The organism is Paraburkholderia sp. GV068 (assembly GCF_003058125.1).
Lineage (GTDB): Bacteria > Pseudomonadota > Gammaproteobacteria > Burkholderiales > Burkholderiaceae > Paraburkholderia > Paraburkholderia graminis.
The window spans coordinates 97,369-116,823 of the sequence record NZ_QBUB01000008.1 but is presented as its reverse complement, the minus strand read 5'-3'; the positions used below and the strand labels follow the sequence as shown (position 1 = coordinate 116,823).

The 19,455-nt window shown below is 64.1% G+C and carries 20 protein-coding genes and 1 riboswitch; of the genes, 13 read left to right on the top strand and 7 right to left on the bottom strand.

All coding sequences use genetic code 11. The annotated features are described in order from the left end of the window. Positions 1-4 precede the first annotated feature (4 nt). The 3 genes from dgoD to C8K18_RS17800 all read left to right on the top strand — a co-directional run bounded on the left by dgoD (position 5) and on the right by C8K18_RS17800 (position 2,065). A complete protein-coding gene (gene dgoD, locus C8K18_RS17810; RefSeq protein WP_006049950.1) occupies positions 5-1,153 on the top strand; it encodes a galactonate dehydratase in 1,149 nt (382 codons plus the stop codon). Between the two features lie 331 nt (positions 1,154-1,484). Continuing rightward, positions 1,485-1,787, top strand: a complete 303-nt coding sequence (locus C8K18_RS17805; protein ID WP_006049949.1) for a hypothetical protein — start codon at positions 1,485-1,487, stop codon at positions 1,785-1,787. 26 nt (positions 1,788-1,813) lie between these two features. Continuing rightward, on the top strand, positions 1,814-2,065 hold the full coding sequence (locus C8K18_RS17800; RefSeq protein ID WP_107708765.1) for a YodC family protein: 252 nt from the start codon (positions 1,814-1,816) through the stop codon (positions 2,063-2,065). Positions 2,066-2,244: 179 nt separating this feature from the next. Here the strand turns inward: C8K18_RS17800 and C8K18_RS17795 are convergent, their stop codons facing one another. Further along, the gene (locus tag C8K18_RS17795; RefSeq protein ID WP_029968194.1) at positions 2,245-3,174 is read right to left on the bottom strand and encodes a CopD family protein; all 930 of its coding nucleotides are present in this window, start codon (positions 3,172-3,174) and stop codon (positions 2,245-2,247) included. Then, positions 3,171-3,548, bottom strand: coding sequence for a copper homeostasis periplasmic binding protein CopC (copC, locus tag C8K18_RS17790; protein ID WP_029968195.1), 378 nt, complete (start codon positions 3,546-3,548; stop codon positions 3,171-3,173). The genes C8K18_RS17795 and copC overlap by 4 nt, the downstream gene beginning before the upstream one ends. A gap of 405 nt (positions 3,549-3,953) precedes the next feature. Between copC and C8K18_RS17785 the strand changes: the two genes are divergently transcribed. From C8K18_RS17785 to C8K18_RS17770, 4 genes are all read left to right on the top strand, one after another. Continuing rightward, on the top strand, positions 3,954-4,685 hold the full coding sequence (locus tag C8K18_RS17785; RefSeq protein ID WP_029968196.1) for a cytochrome c: 732 nt from the start codon (positions 3,954-3,956) through the stop codon (positions 4,683-4,685). Between the two features lie 21 nt (positions 4,686-4,706). Then, on the top strand, positions 4,707-6,005 hold the full coding sequence (locus C8K18_RS17780; RefSeq protein ID WP_006049944.1) for a cytochrome c: 1,299 nt from the start codon (positions 4,707-4,709) through the stop codon (positions 6,003-6,005). A gap of 131 nt (positions 6,006-6,136) precedes the next feature. Then, a complete protein-coding gene (locus C8K18_RS17775) occupies positions 6,137-6,757 on the top strand; it encodes a hemolysin III family protein (RefSeq protein ID WP_006049943.1) in 621 nt (206 codons plus the stop codon). Between the two features lie 229 nt (positions 6,758-6,986). Further along, complete coding sequence (locus C8K18_RS17770; RefSeq protein WP_029968197.1) at positions 6,987-8,519, top strand: DEAD/DEAH box helicase; 1,533 nt, start codon at positions 6,987-6,989, stop codon at positions 8,517-8,519. 46 nt (positions 8,520-8,565) lie between these two features. On the opposite strand, the gene C8K18_RS17765 is transcribed toward C8K18_RS17770, so the two are convergent. Both C8K18_RS17765 and C8K18_RS17760 read right to left on the bottom strand, forming a co-directional pair. Continuing rightward, positions 8,566-9,087: a hypothetical protein gene (locus C8K18_RS17765; RefSeq protein ID WP_029968198.1), complete on the bottom strand. Its 522-nt coding sequence runs from the start codon at positions 9,085-9,087 to the stop codon at positions 8,566-8,568. 135 nt (positions 9,088-9,222) lie between these two features. Continuing rightward, entirely contained in the window at positions 9,223-10,050 is an 828-nt protein-coding gene (locus C8K18_RS17760) for a ferritin-like domain-containing protein (RefSeq protein WP_006049940.1), read from the bottom strand. A gap of 448 nt (positions 10,051-10,498) precedes the next feature. Here C8K18_RS17760 and C8K18_RS17755 point away from each other — a divergent pair, with 448 nt between their 5' ends. Further along, a complete protein-coding gene (locus C8K18_RS17755; RefSeq protein WP_006049939.1) occupies positions 10,499-11,278 on the top strand; it encodes a DeoR/GlpR family DNA-binding transcription regulator in 780 nt (259 codons plus the stop codon). Between the two features lie 318 nt (positions 11,279-11,596). After that, positions 11,597-11,794, top strand: coding sequence for a hypothetical protein (locus C8K18_RS17750; protein WP_006049938.1), 198 nt, complete (start codon positions 11,597-11,599; stop codon positions 11,792-11,794). A gap of 244 nt (positions 11,795-12,038) precedes the next feature. Here C8K18_RS17750 and C8K18_RS17745 read toward each other — a convergent pair whose 3' ends face one another. After that, positions 12,039-12,413 carry a hypothetical protein gene (locus C8K18_RS17745; protein WP_175130891.1) on the bottom strand — a complete coding sequence of 125 codons (375 nt, stop codon included), beginning with the start codon at positions 12,411-12,413 and terminating at the stop codon, positions 12,039-12,041. Between the two features lie 200 nt (positions 12,414-12,613). On the opposite strand from C8K18_RS17745, the gene glpD reads away from it, so the two are divergent. The 4 genes from glpD to C8K18_RS17725 all read left to right on the top strand — a co-directional run bounded on the left by glpD (position 12,614) and on the right by C8K18_RS17725 (position 17,521). Beyond that, positions 12,614-14,143: a glycerol-3-phosphate dehydrogenase gene (gene glpD, locus C8K18_RS17740; RefSeq protein WP_107708595.1), complete on the top strand. Its 1,530-nt coding sequence runs from the start codon at positions 12,614-12,616 to the stop codon at positions 14,141-14,143. A 202-nt stretch (positions 14,144-14,345) separates the two neighbouring features. Further along, positions 14,346-15,854 carry a glycerol kinase GlpK gene (gene glpK / locus C8K18_RS17735; RefSeq protein ID WP_107708593.1) on the top strand — a complete coding sequence of 503 codons (1,509 nt, stop codon included), beginning with the start codon at positions 14,346-14,348 and terminating at the stop codon, positions 15,852-15,854. A gap of 119 nt (positions 15,855-15,973) precedes the next feature. Further along, positions 15,974-16,687, top strand: a complete 714-nt coding sequence (locus C8K18_RS17730) for an MIP/aquaporin family protein (protein WP_006049934.1) — start codon at positions 15,974-15,976, stop codon at positions 16,685-16,687. Positions 16,688-16,834: 147 nt separating this feature from the next. After that, positions 16,835-17,521, top strand: coding sequence for an HAD family phosphatase (locus C8K18_RS17725; protein ID WP_107708763.1), 687 nt, complete (start codon positions 16,835-16,837; stop codon positions 17,519-17,521). Positions 17,522-17,572: 51 nt separating this feature from the next. On the opposite strand, the gene ribB is transcribed toward C8K18_RS17725, so the two are convergent. Continuing rightward, positions 17,573-18,289: a 3,4-dihydroxy-2-butanone-4-phosphate synthase gene (ribB, locus tag C8K18_RS17720; RefSeq protein WP_181324923.1), complete on the bottom strand. Its 717-nt coding sequence runs from the start codon at positions 18,287-18,289 to the stop codon at positions 17,573-17,575. 154 nt (positions 18,290-18,443) lie between these two features. Then, positions 18,444-18,628, bottom strand: a riboswitch (FMN riboswitch). Between the two features lie 115 nt (positions 18,629-18,743). After that, entirely contained in the window at positions 18,744-19,433 is a 690-nt protein-coding gene (locus C8K18_RS17715; RefSeq protein ID WP_029968205.1) for a helix-turn-helix domain-containing protein, read from the bottom strand. Positions 19,434-19,455 lie beyond the last annotated feature (22 nt).

Here is a 19,455-nt window from a genome sequence, read left to right as displayed (position 1 = left end):
CGTCATGAAAATCACCAAGCTTGAAACGTTCATCGTTCCGCCGCGCTGGTGCTTCCTCAAGATCGAGACGGACGAAGGCATCGTCGGCTGGGGCGAGCCGGTGGTCGAGGGCCGCGCGCATACGGTGGCCGCGGCCGTCGAAGAACTGTCGGACTATCTGATCGGCAAAGACCCGCTTCTGATCGAAGACCACTGGCAGGTCATGTACCGTGCGGGCTTTTATCGCGGCGGTCCGATCACGATGAGCGCGATCGCCGGCGTGGATCAGGCGCTGTGGGACATCAAGGGCAAGCATCATGGCGTGCCGATTCACGCGCTGCTCGGCGGCCAGGTGCGCGACAGGATCAAGGTGTATTCGTGGATCGGCGGCGACCGTCCGAGCGACGTTGCGAACAACGCGCGCGCCGTGGTCGAGCGCGGCTTCAAGGCCGTGAAGATGAACGGCTCGGAAGAACTGCAGATCATCGACACCTTCGACAAGGTGCAAGGCGTCATCAACAACGTGGCCGCGGTGCGCGAGGCGGTGGGGCCGGACATTGGCATCGGCGTGGATTTCCACGGCCGCGTGCACAAGCCGATGGCCAAGGTGCTCGCGAAAGAGCTCGACCCGTACAAGCTGCTGTTCATCGAAGAGCCGGTGCTGTCGGAAAACGCGGAGGCGCTGCGCGACATCGTCAACCAGACCAACACGCCGATCGCATTGGGCGAGCGTCTGTACTCGCGCTGGGACTTCAAGCACATCCTGTCGGGCGGCTACGTCGACATCATCCAGCCGGACGCGTCGCACGCGGGCGGGATTACGGAGTGCCGCAAGATCGCGTCGATGGCGGAAGCCTACGACGTCGCGCTCGCGCTGCACTGCCCGCTCGGTCCGATCGCGCTCGCCACCTGCCTGCAGATCGACGCGGTGAGCTACAACGCGTTCATCCAGGAACAGAGCCTCGGCATTCACTACAACCAGGGCAATGACCTGCTCGACTACATCAGGAACCCGGAAGTCTTCAAATACGAAGACGGCTTCGTGTCGATTCCGCAAGGTCCGGGCCTCGGTATCGAAGTGAACGAAGAGAAAGTGCGCGAGATGGCGAAGGTCGGGCACCGCTGGCGCAATCCTGTCTGGCGTCACGCGGACGGCAGCGTCGCGGAGTGGTGAGCGGAGCTTTGCTGACTGAGCCGGTTTGCTGACTAACTGACTAACTGGCTAGCGCCGCCTGCGGGCGGCGTTCTCTTTTGTGCGTCGACAGCCGGGCGATTCGCGCGACGCAGCCACACGTTACGGTGACGTGACGCGCGGCCGTCTCAGTAACGTAACGTCCGGGACCAAACCGGCTCCAGCAGCGCTCGCAAGACGCTCGCGCCGCTTGCCTCCGCACCCCGCAAAGCCCCGTCGACAAAGGCGCTCGCGCCCTTTGTTCGGCATCAGACAGTCACATGGCGTGGTCCTTGCTCAAATGCACTCGACAACAAAATGCATCGGGGGCTTCATGGGCGAATTCATTCCGGACTATCTGCTGCGCGAACAGGCGGCCGTCGGCGCGCTCGCGCTGTTCGGCGTGCTGCGCATCATCGGCGCGGCCGTCGCGTATGAACGCGGCTGGCGCATCGCGGCGCTCGAAAAATGGTTCATCGCCGCCGCCGTCATCTATTGCATTCCGCAGCTTTTCGACGTGCTCGCGCATGTCTACGGCGCGCACGCGGCCGCAGCCGAACTCGAAGGCAAAGCCGCAGGCTGCGCGATCGCGCTCTTTAGCGCGCCGATCGTCGGGCATCGGCTGGGCCTCGAATGAATCGATCGGGCGGCCACATGCTGAACATGCTGTCGACGCACATCGCCAGAACGGCCCGGCTCGCCAGGCCGGTGTACGGCGTCGGCGATGTGCTGAGGCTGAAATCGGGCGGATCGCCGATGACCGTCACATGGAGCGGTCCCGTGCTGTTCGCGTCAGGCAACTGGCTGATCTGCCAATGGTTCACCGATACGGGGGAACTGATGCAGGAGATGTTTCCCGAGGAAACGCTGGAGCCGGCGCAAGTGGAGAGGCGGTTGCCGGCTGCTGGGCAGTAGCGGATCGCCGGGTACACTAGCGGATTCGCTTGCCGAGTTCAGCGACCGTGTCTACGACGCCGCGCGTCGAAGTGCGCGGCGTTTTATGCGACGCGTGCGAACTACGCGTCGCCCGAGGTGACGCGGCAAGGCGCACCGTCACCGCCGCCTCGCCCCATCCAAACCCACCGACCCACCCCTCACCCAAGCGCCGCAAACGCCGGCACGCTATGCGACAGCACGGCGGCCGCGACAAAAACGCCGATCAGCGCTAGTGCTTCCAGGTAAAGCACGTTGACGAAGGTATGCGCGTCCATCGTCGATGCCGTGCGGCGCAGGCGTGGCAGCGCGAGGAAGCGGTTCAGTCCGCCAAGCACCAGCGCCAGTCCGACGAGCGTGAGCTTGAGAATCAGCACATGGCCCCACGAGCTCGACTCGATCGCCAGCAACGACCCGCCCGAACCCCGCACCGCATTGAAGATGCCGGACAGGATGACAAACCCGACCGCGACCAGCGACACATTCGACACCTGCGTCGCCGTGCGGATCAGCACGCCGCGCGCCGTCGACGCGCCCAGCGCCGGCAACGCGACGAGCCCGGCCGTGATCGCGAGACCGCCCCAGACGGTCGTCACGAGCACATGCAGCGTTTGCATCGCGATGGCCGCCGACGCGAGGCCGGCGTCCGCCGCATGTCCGAGCGACGCCTTGCCCGCCGCGATGACGATCACCGCGAGCCACAGCAGCGCATTGCGCAGCATGCCGCCGTGACTCGTCATGGCCGTGCCGAGCAAAATCAGCGCGCCGGCGAAGGCAACGCTCCAGCCATAGCCGACATGCGTTTGCGAAAGCACGGTCGGCACCATGCCGAACGCGGCGGGCAACGCCACGCCGCTCATCGACGCCGCCTGATACAGCAGCCAGCCGAGATCCGCGAGCACCAGCACGACGCTCGCCGTCAGCAACGACCGTTGCGCGCGCAACCACGCGGGTTGCGCGGGCGAGATCTTCGCCTTGGCATCGTCCGCCAGCCACGCGCCGAGCAACGCCGAACCGACGGCAAACGCAAACGCGACATTCATGAGCGCGGCCATCGCGACCTGCCCGATCCACAGTCCGTCGATGCTCATTTGACAGTGAACGCAAAGTCGCCTTGCGTGCGATGACCGTCGGTGGCAACCGCGGTCCAATGCACCGCGTAGTGGCCCGCGCCCAACTGCGGCAGCGGCAGATGCATGACGCGCGCATCCTGTTTATCGACTTGCGACGCAGCCGATGCGGCCGGCTTGCCGTTGGCATCGGCGAGCGCGATCTTGCTGAACGCCGGTTCGAGCGGCTCGGTGAAGTGCAGCGTGACCTCGGCGGGTGCGGCGACTTCGGCGTTGGCAGCCGGCTCGCTGGAAACGAGATGCGCATGCGCGAATGCCGTGGACGTCAGCAAGAGCGCCGCGGCGCCGAACGCGAATGAAAGCCGCGCCGGACGAATAATATGGATTAGCTTCATGTAAGGCCGATAGCGGTGAACAGGAAAACGGCAGTGGCCGGCAAGGCTGGAGCGGAATGCAGCAGACCGCGCGCGCCGCGCGAACAGATCGAACGCGCAACCCGGCGCGCCCGGAAGTGTACGCTTCGATGGTCCGCGTGCGCGTGGGTTCAACATCGCGCGCAAAAGTTCGCCGGGTACAGCGCTTGCAACCGTGGACCACGCAGTAAAAAGTCGAGAAGGCGTGCATGAACATGCTCGGGCGCGGCAATGCGCGTCAAACTGTCGCACGCCTGTGACATCCGCAAGCGTCGCGCGTGCGGCAAATAGTCATCATCACCCTTCGATGATAGAATGCTGCGTCGCCGCAGCGCCGGCTGCCCTTCACACCGAGCCGCTCGAAGTTCGGTCAGGTCCCCGATTTTGATGGAGTTACGCGTGTCTTCAAGACGCATTTTCCGCCCGTTGCTTGCCCTTCTGCTGATCGGCTCCGCGGGTGTCTATAGCGCTGCGAAAGCGCAGACTCAACCGAAGGCCCCCGATACGATGGAAGCGCGCGTGCAAGGTTGCACGGCCTGCCACGGCACACACGGTCAAGGCACGGACAACGACTACTTCCCGCGCCTCGCGGGCAAGCCGGCCGACTATCTGTACAACCAGTTGCAGAATTTCCGCGAAGGGCGCCGCAAGTATCCGCCCATGAACTACCTCGTCACGTATCTCTCCGACGACTATCTGCATCAGATCGCCACGTACTTCTCGAAGCAGCGCCCGCCGTATCCGGCGCCGGCCAAGCCGACGGTTTCGTCCACCACGCTCGCGCGCGGCCAGCAGATCGTGCTGAACGGCGACGCGTCGAAGCAGATTCCGGCTTGCGCGGCTTGCCACGGCAAGAGCCTGACCGGCATGGAGCCGGCCATTCCGGGTCTGGTCGGTCTGCACTCCGATTACATCAGCGCGCAGCTCGGCGCATGGCGTTCGGGCACGCGCCACGCAATCGCACCTGATTGCATGCACACCATCGCCACGCGTCTCACCGACGAAGACGTCAACGCGGTCGCTGCGTGGCTTTCCACGCAACAGGCTCCACAAAACCCCGTGCCGGCTCCGGCCCGCTCGATGAAGACTCCGCTTGCCTGCGGCAGCGAACCGCAATAAGGCACCGGGAGAGACACTCAAATGAAACGCAAGTCTTTGTTCGCCCTCTCGGCAGTTGTCGTTGTCGCGGCTGCTGCACTCGTCCCCGTCCTGTGGTCGGGCGGCGACAATCTGCATAACGGCTCGGCCGTGGCGGCAACGCCGGCCGACCAGGCCGCGCTCGTCAAGAAGGGCGAGTACCTCGCCCGCGCCGGCGACTGTATCGCCTGCCACACGGTGCGCGGCGGCAAGCAGTTCGCGGGCGGTCTGCCCATGGCCACGCCGTTCGGCACGATGTTCACGCCGAACATCACGCCTGACGACCAGTACGGCATCGGCAAGTGGACGCAGGACGACTTCTATCGCGCCATGCACACGGGCCGCTCGAAAGACGGCAGCCTGCTCTATCCGGGCTTCCCGTTCACGAGCTACACGAAAGTCACGCGCGCCGACTCGGACGCGATCTACGCGTATCTGCGTTCGGTGCCGCCGGTTGCCGTGCCGAGCCGTCCGCACGAACTCAAGTTCCCGTTCAACCAGCGCAACATGCTGATCGGCTGGCGCACGCTGTTCTTCCGTGAAGGCGAGTACAAGCCGGACCCGACCAAGTCGGTCGAGTGGAACCGCGGCGCCTATCTGATAGAAGGTCTCGGCCATTGCGGCATGTGCCACACGTCGATCAACGCAATGGGCGGCCCGGTCAGCTCGGCGGCCTTTGCCGGCGGTCTGATCCCGCTGCAGAACTGGTACGCGCCGTCGCTCACGTCGAACAAGGAAGCGGGTCTCGGCGACTGGGAAACGAAAGACATCGCCGATCTGCTGAAGACCGGCGTGTCGAACCGCGGCGCAGTGTTCGGCCCGATGGCGGAAGTGGTCCACAACAGCTTGCAGTACATGAGCGATGCGGACATCAACGCAATGGCCACGTACCTGAAGACGATTCCGCAGAAGAGCGAAGCACCTGAGCCGATGCAGCTCGAAACGTCCGAAAAGTTCGGCGGCGAACTGTTGAAGCAAGGTCAAAAGATCTACGCTGACAACTGCGCGAAGTGCCACGCGGACAATGGTCTCGGCATGCCGCCGGCCTTCCCGCCGCTCGCGAACAACCAGTCGATCCAGATGCCTTCGGCGGTCAACCCGATCCGCATGGTGCTGAACGGCGGTTATCCGCCGAGCACGGACGCGAACCCGCATCCGTACGGCATGCCGCCGTTCGCACAGTCGCTGTCGAATCAGGAAGTCGCAGCGGTCGTGACGTACATCCGTATGTCCTGGGGCAACCACGGCACGGCCGTGTCGCCGCAGCAAGTGTCCGATCTGCGTTCGGCGCCGCTCGACTAAGCAGCGTTTGTAGCATCAAGGGCGCGGCCTGCGAGATTCGCGGCCGCGCCCTTCGTTTTTTGATGACCGGTATCATGGAGTAATTAGCGCGGCAGCTTTTGCCCCAATGAAACCGTGCAGGAGAAAAGACCGTGCATGTCGGTGAGCGTTTGAACAGCATTACCCACCTCGTCGGCGCCGTGCTGTCGGTGGCGGGGCTGGTGACGCTCGTGACGATGGGCGCGGTCGAAGGCGACGCGTACAAGGTGGTCAGCTTCAGCGTGTACGGTGCGATGCTGTTCGTGCTGTATGCTATCTCGACGCTCTACCACAGCGTGCGCAACCCGCGCGTCAAGGCGGTGCTGCAGAAATGCGACCACTCGGCGATCTATCTGCTGATCGCCGGAAGCTATACTCCGTTCACGCTTGTCACGTTGCGTGGGCCGTGGGGCTGGTCGCTGTTCGGCGTGAGCTGGGGGCTTGCCGCTCTTGGCATCGTGCAGGAACTGACGCTCGGGCGACGCACCCGCAGCGTTTCGATGGTGCTGTATGTCCTGATGGGATGGCTCGCGCTCGTTGCCGTCCGCCCGCTGCTGGAAGCATTACCGGCTGCGGGCACTGCCTGGCTCGTGGCCGGCGGGGTCATCTACAGCGCCGGTATCTACTTCTTCATCAACGACGAGCGCATCCGGCACGGACATGGTATCTGGCACCTGTTCGTACTGGCGGGCAGTCTGTGTCAATTCGTCAGCGTCGCGCGCTATGTCGCGTGACGTCCACGGCGGCGAAATGCAACTTAAGGCCAGTCAACGTGTCTGCATAGCGCGTTGAAGCATCCGGCACGCATCTCGAGCGTGCCGCCGATTTCCCTGCGAACGGAACTGGGCCTCGGCCTTGATCTCGATCACGCCAGGCGGCGCGTACGTGCGGCATTGATGCCGCATTCCTGCCCCGCCGGCGCTTACATGCGCCGTTCGCGAAACTGCATTGCAAAGAGCATTTATGTCTTTTGATTCCCTCGGCTTGTCCGAACCGTTGGTCCGCGCTGTACACGAACTCGGCTACACCACTCCGACTCCTATCCAGACTCAGGCGATTCCGGCTGTGCTCAACGGCGGCGATCTGCTGGCCGGCGCGCAAACCGGCACCGGCAAGACGGCCGGCTTTACGCTGCCGATCCTTCAGCGTCTGAACTCCATGCCGGCGAACACGTCGGCGTCGGGCAAGCGCGCCGTGCGCGCGCTCATTCTCACGCCCACGCGCGAACTGGCCGCGCAGGTTGAAGAAAGCGTGCGTGCCTATGGCAAATATCTGAAGCTCAAGTCGACGGTAATGTTCGGCGGCGTCGGCATCAATCCGCAGATCGGTGCATTGCGGAGCGGCGTCGACATCGTCGTCGCGACGCCGGGCCGTTTGCTCGACCACATGCAGCAGAAGACCATCGACCTGTCGCATCTCGAGATTCTCGTGCTCGACGAAGCGGACCGCATGCTCGACATGGGCTTCATCCACGATATCAAGCGCGTGCTCGCGAAGCTGCCTCCGAAGCGGCAGAACCTGCTGTTCTCGGCAACGTTCTCGGATGAGATCAAAACGCTCGCCGACAACCTGCTCGACTCGCCGGCGCTAATCGAAGTCGCGCGCCGCAATACGACGGCGGAAACCGTCGCGCAAAAAATCCACCCGGTGGATCGCGACAAGAAGCGCGAGTTGCTCACGCACCTGATCAAGCAGCACAACTGGTTTCAGGTGCTGGTGTTCACGCGCACCAAGCACGGCGCGAATCGCCTTGCCGAGCAGTTGACGAAGGACGGCATCAGCGCGCTCGCCATTCACGGCAACAAGAGCCAGTCGGCGCGCACGCGCGCGTTGGCCGAGTTCAAGGACGGCACGCTGCAGGTTCTGGTGGCGACCGATATCGCCGCGCGCGGCATCGACATCGATCAGTTGCCGCACGTCGTCAACTTCGACTTGCCGAATGTGCCGGAAGATTACGTGCACCGCATCGGCCGTACGGGCCGCGCGGGCGCGACGGGCGAAGCGGTGTCGCTCGTGTGCGTCGACGAATTGCAGTTGCTGAAGGACATCGAGAAGCTGATCAAGCGTCCGGTGCCGCAGGAAGTGATCGCCGGTTTCGAACCGGACCCGACTGCGAAGCCGGAGCCGATTCTGCGCCGCGGCCAGGGCGGCGGCGGTGGCGGCGGACGTTCGCCGCGCCAGGGTCAAGGCGCGCCGAAGGGCGGCAACGGCGGCGCGGCAAAGCCAGCGCAACGCTCGGGGCAACGTCCGGCGAACGCTCAGCAGCAGCCGAAGCCGCAAGGCGCAAAGCCGGCCGGCAACGGCGGCCAGCCGCGCCGCGACGGTCAGCGTCAGGACGATCGTCCGCGCGCGATTGCTCATGAAGGTAGCGCCGCGCAGCACGCGCCGCGCAAACCTCAGGGTGGCAATCCGGGCGCATTGCTCGGCGGCGCAAAGTCACGCAACGACTCGCCGCGCGGTGGCAATCCGGCGCGCAGCGGTCAGCGCGGTCGCTAACCAAGCTTAGCCACAACCCAGCCGCAACACGAACGCGAGCCGCAAGTCACCCACCCGACGACGCGGCTCGCTTCAAATGCTCGACCTGCCGTTCCCATCGGTCGAGCACCTTCTCTCTCCCAACATCCAGCTCGAACGTGATGCCGCTCGTCAGGCGCGCATACTGCACGCTTTGCGTTTCCGCCGACTCGATCGAGCAGCTCATATAGACGAGACCGCTGTCGTCGCCGTCCGCGGAAGGCAGCGGTGCGGCGAGCAACTGCACCTGGTAAAACGCGTCGTCGAACACGAAGCTCAAGGCCGCGCGCCCGCTCCGTGCGATCGCGCGCGCCGCCCGCGCCTGCGGCCACAGCGCGATGCATAGCGTGCGCGAATCGGGCGCGTATAACTCGCCGATGCCGAGCAGTGACGTGCGAATGTGCTGGTTCACGTCGACGGTCAGGAGCGACGCGGTGAAGCCGGTCTTGCTCGCGAGCGACGAGCCGTCGAAGAGCGCGCGAATCGAGTCGGGCCATTCGTCGAATGCAGTCTGATCGAGTGCGCGCTGTGGCTGAGAGGAATCGCTCATCGCAAAGGTCCGGTTAAGAGGCAAGCATTCGTCATCATGCCTCGAAAAGCAGATGGCCCGCATCGAGCGGGCCATTTCTTTGACGGCGCGTTTGCGCGCGTGACCTAAGCAATGCGTCACTAACCTGCTACGCCCTCACCGAAAGAACACATGCTGCGTGATCTTCGCGAGCGGATAGTGCACGCCGGGTTGAATCTTCGCGGGCAAATCGAGCGGTTTGAGCAGCATCTTCACGCACATGTCCGCCGACAGATTGCGCCGCACGAGCGCGTTGATGCGCGCGGCGCGCTCGCGGTTATAAGCCTGATCGCGCACGCGTTCCGGATAACGAATCGCGAACACGTGACGCAAGGCGATCTCCGAATCTTCGTTCTTGATCTCCATCACGCGGCGCATTAGTGCGCCGAGCACCGCGAGCCGGCCATTGCCCTCGATCTTGTTGTACTTCTTGAAGTACTTGAAAAAGTGCTTGTAATGGCGGACTTCGTCCGTGCGAATGTTGTCCGTGATCTGCTTGAGAACCGGTTCGTCCGAACACTCGCCGATCGCGCGATACAGCGTCGCGGTGCCTGTTTCAACGACGCAGCGCGCCACCATTTCCAGCGCGCGAGTCTTTTCGAAATCTTCGACGGAACAGGTCAGCGAATACTCGTCCATGAAATTGCGGAACGCGGTGTCCCAGTCGTATTCGGGCCACACGTACGCGATATACGTCTTGAGCGCGCGGCCGTGCTGCATTTCCTCGGGCTCCCATTCGTTGTTGAGCCACGCGGAAACTTCGGGATCGTCGTTAAAGAACTGGCTGAGATTACTGGTGTAAAGATCAGTACCGCTTTCAATAAACGAAGCGGCGCACAACAGCAACAACAGGTCTTCATTTGCGACGGCTTTCTGGCGGTCGATCCGAGTGAGGTCGATGTCCTCGATTCGCCAGGGCATGACATGGTTCAGCTCTGTGTGCATCGTGTCTTGCTCCGAAAGCTGTATCGACTCGTGGAGCATGCTCGCAACCGCTGCTATTGCGCTGCCTCGCGTTGCGGTTCGCCGTGTCGGATACAGCGCCGTGAATTAGAGTTAACCCCTTGTGTCTGCATCTTAGCCTCTGTTTCGCAAGTCTGCAGACAACCCAGCACAGACCGTGCCGATTGGCCGCAGTTCCAATTCCACGATAGACGAAAGTTTCAGTGAGGCAAGCGCGATTGCAGCGCCCGGCAAAAAAGCCGACTCGGCGAGCTGACTGTGCTTCGCGAAATGCGAGTAACGGCGGCTCGCGAATGACGGCGTCGAGATAGCGACGATCCTCCGAGTTGGCGGACGCGCCCCGCGATGGTCTTACAATACGCGCACGCTCGTTCCCGCCCTGCCCGCGCCGCCGTGGGCAGACGCCATAACAAACTCACGACCCGAGACCATGACCCGAGATCCCCGCCTCACGCTGAACGCCCGGCAACAGGAACTGCTGGAGTGGGTGCAACGCGACGGCTTCGTGACCGTGGACGACCTCGCGTCCCACTTCGACGTGACGCCGCAGACGATCCGCCGCGACGTCAACTGGCTCGCCGACATGAACCTGCTGCGCCGCTATCACGGCGGCGCGAGTTTGCCGACCAGTTCCGAGAACGTCTCGTACACCGCGCGTCAGCGCATGTTCCACGACGAGAAACGGCGCATCGCCGCGTTAGTCGCCACGCACATTCCCGATCAGGCATCGCTCTTCATCAATCTCGGCACGACCACAGAGGAAGTCGCGCGCGCGCTCAACCGGCACCGCGGCCTGCGCGTGATCACCAACAATCTGAACGTCGCGAGCATGATGAGCGGCTATCCCGATTGCGAAGTGCTCGTCACGGGCGGCATCGTGCGACCGTGGGACAAGGGCATCGTCGGCGAACTGGCGATCGACTTCATCCGTCAGTTCAAGGTCGACTTCGCGATCATCGGCACCTCGAGCATCGAGACCGACGGCACCTTGCGCGATTTCGACACCCGCGAAGTGCGCGTCGCCGAAGCCATCATCCAGCACGCGCGCACCGTATTCCTGGCCGCCGACAGTTCCAAGTTCGGCCGCCCGGCGCTGGTCCGTCAGGGCCATCTCGACCAGATCGACGCACTTTTCACCGATGCCGCGCCGCCCGCCGACATGGTCGAAACGCTCAATACGGCCAATTGCCAGGTGTATGTGGCCGCGTGACCCGGCGCTGGCCGGCATGTTGCAGTGCACGCCGAACTTCAAGTGAAATCATGGATCTGCCCGCCGCCGCGAACCGCCTCTGCGACGCCTGATTGTCAAAGGGAAAATTTGCAGGGGCCGGTTTGGTGTTTAACGTTCGCTTGACTACACTCCAGTTCCCGGCGTTCGTTGCGCTCTCGCGTGCCGCCGGTGCGAAGTCAAAACTGTCGTAAGCCGTACCTCCCGCCCGATTTTTTGCGGACCACCTGGCAATGGCCCTGCCATTCGATGCCAGTCGCCGTCGAGGCTGTCCGCGTTTGCTTGACATGGAGAGAAACGATGCTGAGTCCGCACGAATTCGCCACGTTGTTGCTCGTCAAGGACGCTCCCAATCAAGTCGACATGGAGCGAGAAGAACTCGACGCCCTCCTCGAACGCCAGCTCGTGCAACTGGAGCGGCTCGCCTCGGGCAATGAACAATGGCGTGTAACGGAATCCGGCGATAGCGCACTTCGAGCGATTAAACGACTTTCCTGAAAACGACCCGCGCATCGTCGGGCTCGACGCCGGTTGTGGTCGAACGGTGAACGGCGATCGCCGCACGCGGCTCGCGGCAACGCAATGCCGCGGCGGCTGATCGCTGAGCGCTTTCGTCTTTTATGCTTGTGTCCACGCGGGCGCCTTTAACGGCGCCCGCTTCGATTTGGCACGCTTCAAAACGCTCGCGCCCTGCGGCCCTGGTTCGCTAACGCGACACAACCCAACGCGACCCACCGCGCCTTCAACCACTCCGCAAAGTCGGGTCCACCGCCGCGCGCCAACTGATCGCTCGCGCGCGCTGCTCGGTAAAGAACGCGACCCACTGATTACGAAGCTGCGGGTCCGCACTTGCGCCCTGGCTCGTGTAGCGCTGCGCAATCGACGCCTGGAACGCGCAGTAATCGTCCTTCGACAAGCGCCCGCGCCGGTTCGCCACATACGCATCGAACAGCGTCGCATACACGCCCTGCGCGTCGTTGCCGTAATCGACGGTCTGCGCGCTGCACATCTGCTGCAATGAAACGAACGACGGTGCGCCCATCGTTCCAGTCAGGCTCGGCGAAGCGACGCACCCTGCGAGCAACGCAGCGGCGCCCGCCATGAAAAGTCCACGCATGAAATTCACCCAGAAATGGCCAGTGCCAAGAGTATCGTCCGTGGCCGCGCGTCGCGCCACTACCCTGGCCATTCGATAGAGTCGCGCTCGGGCGCAGCGAACTTTACTTTTTCGAATATGTTCATTAAAGTTCGAAAACGAACACGAGCCGTTCGGTCGATTTTCAGACCGGTTCCCATACGACGCAGGAGACGCAGCAGGTGACGCAAGGCACGAAATACGATTTGCTCGTCGTGGGCGGCGGGATCAACGGCGCGGGCATCGCGCGCGACGCGGCCGGCCGCGGACTGTCCGTGCTGCTTTGCGAACAGGACGACCTGGCGGCGCATACATCGTCCGCGAGCACCAAGCTGATTCACGGCGGCTTGCGCTACCTCGAGTACCGCGAGTTCGGGCTCGTGCGCAAAGCATTGCAGGAACGCGAGACCTTGCTGCGCGCCGCGCCGCACATCATGTGGCCGCTGCGCTTCGTGATGCCGCACATGCCCGATCTGCGCCCGGCCTGGCTGATCCGCGCGGGCCTCTTTCTTTACGATCACCTCGCACGGCGCGAGCTGCTTCCCGGCTCGCGCGGCATCGTGATGCGCGATCATCCGGCCGGCGCGCCGCTCGTCGAATCGATCAAGCGCGGCTTCGTGTACTCGGACGGCTGGGTCAACGACGCGCGCCTCGTCGTGCTCAACGCGCTCGACGCCGCCGAGCACGGGGCGAAGATTCTCACGCGCACGAAACTGCTGAGCGCCGTGCGCGCCGGCGGCGAATGGCGCGCGCAACTCAGGCGCGCGGACGGCACCACTCTCGACGTGCGTGCCGCGTCGATCGCGAACGCCGCCGGCCCGTGGGTCGGCGAACTGCTGCAAGGCGCGCTGGGCCGCGCGGCGTCGCACAGCGTGCGGCTCGTCAAGGGCAGCCACATCGTCACGCGGAGGCTGTTCGAGCACGACCATGCGTACATTTTCCAGAACCCGGACAAGCGGATCATCTTCGCGATTCCATACGAGCACGACTACACGCTGATCGGCACGACCGACATCGAATATCGCGGCGACCCCGCGCAGGTCGCGATCACCGCCGACGAGACGCAGTACCTGTGCGACTCCATCAACCGCTATTTCAGGCAGAAAATTTCGCCGGCCGACGTGCGCTGGACCTACTCGGGCGTGCGGCCGCTGCTCGAGGAAGAAGGCGCCGACAACCCGTCGGCCGTCACGCGCGACTACTCGCTCGAACTCGACGCGCCCGCGGGCGAAGCGCCGCTGCTATCGGTGTTCGGCGGCAAGATCACGACGTTCCGCAAGCTCGCGGAAGAAGCCGTCGACAAACTCGCGGCCGCGCTAGGCAAAGGCGCGCCGTCGTGGACGGCCGGCGCGTCGTTGCCAGGCGGCGATATTGCGCATGCGAACTTCGAGCGCTTCCTCGCCGAGCTGAAGCAACGTTACGCATGGTTGCCCGACGATCTCGCGCATCGCCTCGCGCGCGCTTACGGCACGCGTGTGACGAAGGTGATCGGCCATGCGCATTCGCTCGCCGATCTCGGCCACGCGTTCGCGCCTGGTCTTTACGAGGCCGAGCTGACTTATCTGCGCGACGTCGAATGGGCGCGCAGCGCGCAGGACGTCCTCTGGCGCCGCTCGAAACTCGGCCTTCACGTCGAGCCGGGCACGCTCGACGCGATCACGCGCGACATCGACGCATGGTTCGCACACGAACCCGAGCGACAGCGCGCGTAACAAGAAAACCGAACAAGACCGAACACAACCGCTTTACCCTTCGGCTCGTTCGGCCACGCGCACGCGCGGACTCCGTTGCGGCGCGCTGGAAACGATAAGCCGTTCCCGTCGCCGGCACGCAGCCTGAACTGCTCGAGCTGCCTGAACCGCTTAAGCTATTCGAGCTGTCACGGCGACTCATAAAATGCATGGAGAAGAGACAATGCAGGATCAGTACATCCTCGCGCTTGACCAGGGCACCACCAGTTCGCGTGCGATGCTGTTCGACCGCCTCGGCAATGTCGTGTCGACGGCGCAAAAGGAGTTCGAGCAGATATATCCGCGGCCGGGCTGGGTCGAGCACGATCCGCAGGAAATCTGGTCGACGCAGGCGGGCGTCGCCGCCGAAGCCGTCACGCGCGCCGGCATGAACGGCACGTCGATTGCCGCCATCGGCATCACGAATCAGCGCGAAACGACCATCGTGTGGGACCGCGAAACCGGGCATCCGATCTACAACGCGATCGTCTGGCAGGACCGCCGCACCGCCGACTTCTGCGACCAGCTCAAGGAGCAGGGACTCGAAGCCCGAGTGCGTGCGAAGACCGGCTTGCCGGTCGACTCGTATTTCTCGGCGACCAAGATTCGCTGGATTCTCGACAACGTGGAAGGGGCGCGCGACAAGGCGAAGCAAGGCCGCCTCGCATTCGGCACAGTGGATAGCTGGCTCGTGTGGAATTTCACCAAGGGCGGCCTGCACGTCACCGACGTGACGAATGCATCGCGCACCATGCTCTTCAATATCCACACGCTGAAATGGGACGACGAATTGCTCGACGCGCTCGACATTCCGCGCAGCATGTTGCCGGAAGTGCGTCCTTCGTCGGAAGTGTATGGGCCGACCAAGACCACGGTGTTCGCGTCGAAGATTCCGCTCGCGGGCATCGCCGGCGACCAGCATGCGGCGCTGTTCGGCCAGATGTGCACGGAGTCGGGCATGGTGAAGAACACCTACGGCACCGGCTGCTTTCTCGTGATGAACACCGGCGACAAGCCAATTGAATCGAAGAACAATCTCGTCACGACGATTGCGTGGCAGATCGGCGATCAGATCAACTACGCGCTCGAAGGCAGCATCTTCATCGGCGGCGCGGTCGTGCAATGGCTGCGCGACGGTCTCGGCATCATCAAGAACGCGGCTGAAATCGAAACGCTCGCGCGCGGCGTGCCGCATTGCGACGGCGTGTATCTGGTGCCCGCGTTCGCCGGCCTGGGCGCGCCGCACTGGAATGCGCGGGCTCGCGGCACGCTGTTCGGCGTGACGCGCGGCACGACGTCCGCGCATATCGCGCGCGCGGCGCTCGATTCGATCGCGTATCAATCGCTCGACGTGCTGAAGGCGATGGAGGCCGACTCCGGCATTCGCATCGGCGAATTGCGCGTGGACGGCGGCGCATGCGCGAACAATCTGCTGATGCAATTCCAGGCCGACATTCTCGGCGTCGACGCGGTGCGTCCCAAGGTGTCGGAAACCACGGCGCTCGGCGCCGCGTATCTCGCGGGGCTCGCGGTCGGCTACTGGAAAGACGTCGGCGAACTGCAAAGCCAATGGAAGCTCGATCGACGCTTTACGCCCGCGCTCGGCAAAGAGGACGTGAAGGAATGCCTCGACGGCTGGCAGCGCGCGATTCGCGCTGCCAAAGCCTGGGCCGATACGCCGTCGAAATCCTGAGCTTGCGCGCGCTATTCACGCATCGACGTTCTGCAGGGCTAACACAAACCTGAGATAAAGCCGCAACGAAGCCGCCCGCCTCGCGGCTTCCCTAACAACAATATTTCGGATAACCAACGATGTCTCCTTACATTGCGGAATTCATCGGCACGGCACTGGTCGTGCTGCTCGGCGACGGCGCTGTCGCCAACGTGCTGCTTGCACGCACCAAGGGCAAAGGCGCGGACCTGATCGTGATCGTCATGGGCTGGGCGATGGCCGTGTTCATCGCGGTCTACGTGACGGCCTCGTACAGCGGCGCGCACCTGAATCCGGTGGTGACCATCAGCCTCGCGCTCGCGGGCAAGTTCGCGTGGGCCAAGGTGCCCGGTTATGTGGCCGCGCAAATGCTCGGCGGCATGGCGGGCGCACTGCTCGTGTGGGTCGCGTATCGGCAGCACTTCGCGAAGGAAGGCGACGCCGACGTCAAGCTCGGCGTGTTCTGCACCGCGCCCGCGATTCGCAGCGTGCCGCACAACCTGCTGACAGAGATGATCGCCACGTTCGTGCTGATTCTCGGCGTGCTGTATCTCGCTTCGCCGCAAGTCGGCCTCGGCGCGCTGGACGCGCTGCCGGTCGGACTCCTCGTGCTCGGCATCGGCATTTCTCTCGGCGGACCGACTGGTTACGCGATGAGTCCCGCGCGCGATCTGTCGCCGCGTTTGATGCACGCGCTGCTGCCGATCCCCGGCAAGCGCGACAGCGACTGGCGCTACGCGTGGATTCCCGTGTGCGGTCCGCTCGTCGGCGGCGCGGTCGCGGCGGGGCTTTATCTGTATCTGCACGCGCGTTGAGCGCGGCGCGCTCGCGGACCGGGAGCAATGCAATGGAGCGAAAGCGCCGCCGAAGCACGTATCATGGCGCTTTCACACCGCGCGCATGAGCCGGCTATTTATGGCTATGGCGTCTGCGCGCGCCACCGCTTTCCGGTTCCTCCACGCATGATCGACCACCTTATCTGCGACTGCGACGGCGTACTCGTCGACAGTGAAGTCATCGCCGACCGCGTCATGCACGAGACGCTCTCGGCTACGTTTCCGGGCCTCGACTTCGAGCCTATCGTCAAGACGGCGTTTGGCCAGCAAACGTCGCGCTTTCTCGAAGGCATCGAGACCGCGTTCGGCATCACGCTGCCGGCGGATTTTCTGAACACGATCGAACACAACGTCGAGCTCGCGCTCGCTGCGTCGCTTAGTCCGATCAACGGTGTGCGCGACGCGCTGCAGCGCGTGACGCTGCCCGCCGCCGTGGTGTCGAACAGCCGCATGTCGCGCGTCGCCGCATCGCTGCGGCGCGCCGGATTGCAGCAGATTTTCGGCGATCGCGTGTTCAGCGCGGAACAGGTCGCGCGGCCGAAGCCGTTCCCCGACGTGTACCTGTTTGCCGCGCAAATGCTCGGCGTCGATCCATCGCGATGCATCGTCGTGGAAGACAGTGTGGCCGGTTTGAACGCGGCGCGCGCGGCGGGAATGAAGACAATCGCGTTTGTCGGCGCGAGCCATATTCCCGACGGCTACGCGGACGCGCTGCGCAACATGGGTATCACGCGGATCATGCAGCACATGGACGAATTGCCGGCGTTAATCGACGCAGGTGTGCGCGGCGAGTTCGGCGACGTGCAGTCGTAGCGGTTCACAGAACCGCTCACTTCACGCGCCACGCCGCTCACGTTCGCACTCTTAAGCCGCTTCGACGCATTCGCGCGCCTGCGTCAGCGCCAGGCGAAACTCGGCCAGCTCCGCAATCGTCAGCATCGGCAGATTGTGTTTTGCGGCAAAGCGTTCGACGTCGGCGCCGCGCGTCATCGTGCCGTCGGCGTTCATCAATTCGCACAGCACGCCGGCGGGCTTGAGCCCGGCCAGAATCGCGAGGTCCACGGTGCCTTCCGTATGTCCGCGACGCGCCAGCACGCCGCCCGGCATCGCGCGCAACGGGAACACATGGCCGGGGCTCACGATGTCGGCAGGCTTCGCGTTATCGGCAATCGCCGCGCGGATCGTCGTCAGCCGGTCGAGTGCCGACACGCCGGTCGTCACGCCCTCGCGCGCTTCGATCGACACCGTGAACGCGGTGCCGTGACGGCTTTCGTTATGGACGGCCATCGGCGGAAGTTCGAGCGCGCGGACCTTGTTGTCGGTCAGACACAGACACACGATGCCGCTGCATTCGCGAATCAGCAGCGCCATGGTTTCGACGGAAAGACGCTCGGCGGACACGATCAGATCGGCCTCGTTCTCGCGGTCGTCGTCGTCTTGCAGCACGACGGCGCGGCCTTCGCGCATGGCTTGCAAGGCGGCGGCGATACGCGGCGGAACGGCTTCGGTGGAGAGCAGCGGGAGATCGGCGAATGCGTCGCGCGCAAGCGTCGAAGGAGCGGGAAAAGTAGCAAAGGACATGGTTGAAACGCTCATCGCAAAAGTTGGGCGAGAAACGTTTCAGGGCATTGCAAACAGACAAAGACGCGCCGTGCAGCGCCGCCTCACGATGCAGGCGGCGTTCGCGCACCACTCCGACATGCGAGCGGCGCCACGGAAACGAACATGACTATCTGCACATCTTCTTCCATCCGGACTGTGACCGTCGGCTCTGGCCTCTCACCAGATCTGCTGACCCCGCGGCGGCTTTCGGTCGATTGAAAACCGCAATATTGCGGGCGCTCGCGGGCTCGCCGGCCTGCGCTTTCGCGCTGCCGGCATACCGCCGGTGGGGAATTTCGCCCCGCCCTGAAGACGCACTGATTGCCGGACGAACCGGCGGGCCAAGCATACAACAGTCGCGCGCGAACCGCAGCGCAACCCCTACTGCCCGGACGGGTTTCGCGCCCGAGCGGCGCCTATGCGGCGCATTCGATCAAACGGGCGCAGCCTCGCGCGACGTGTCGTGCTGCGCGGGCACGTCCCAGCGCGGCGGCGTCTCGGCCTTCAGCGTCACGCGAAACGCGCGCGCTTCGGTGTCGCCGGGATTGCGCAGACTATGCGGCTGATCGGCGTCGAATACGATCGCGTCGCCGGTTGCCAGCAACTGGCGCTGGTCGTGCACGCTGACCTCGAGCGTGCCCTCGCTGACGACCAGATTGACCGTCGTGCCAGGCGCGCGGCGCACGCCCGCTTCGGTGTGCAACGGCGCGATGCGCAGCTCGTGAAATTCGGCGGCGGTCGGTTCGTTGTCGGGATAGAGCGGGCGAGCCGAATAGCGTCCGTTGGAACTGACGACGCGCGACGAACGCTCCGCCGGCAAGTGCTCGAAACCGTTCGTCGCGTGACGTCGCAGGAAGGCCGCGACCGACACCTTCAACGCGGCGGCCACCTTGCACAGCACCTTGATGGACGGCACGCTGCGCGCCGATTCGATTTGCGCGAGCATCGCGCGCGATACGCCGGACGCGCGGGCCAATGCGTCGAGCGACAACTGACGTTCCGCGCGCAAACGCGCGAGATTCACGCCGACGAGATGTTCGAGCGCGTCGAAAGGTTCAGCGGCACGCGGCGGCGCATCGGTATCGGCCGTGGGATCGCGGACCAGAGCAAGCGGGGAATGCATGATTGCCTCCAGAAGCGCCGCC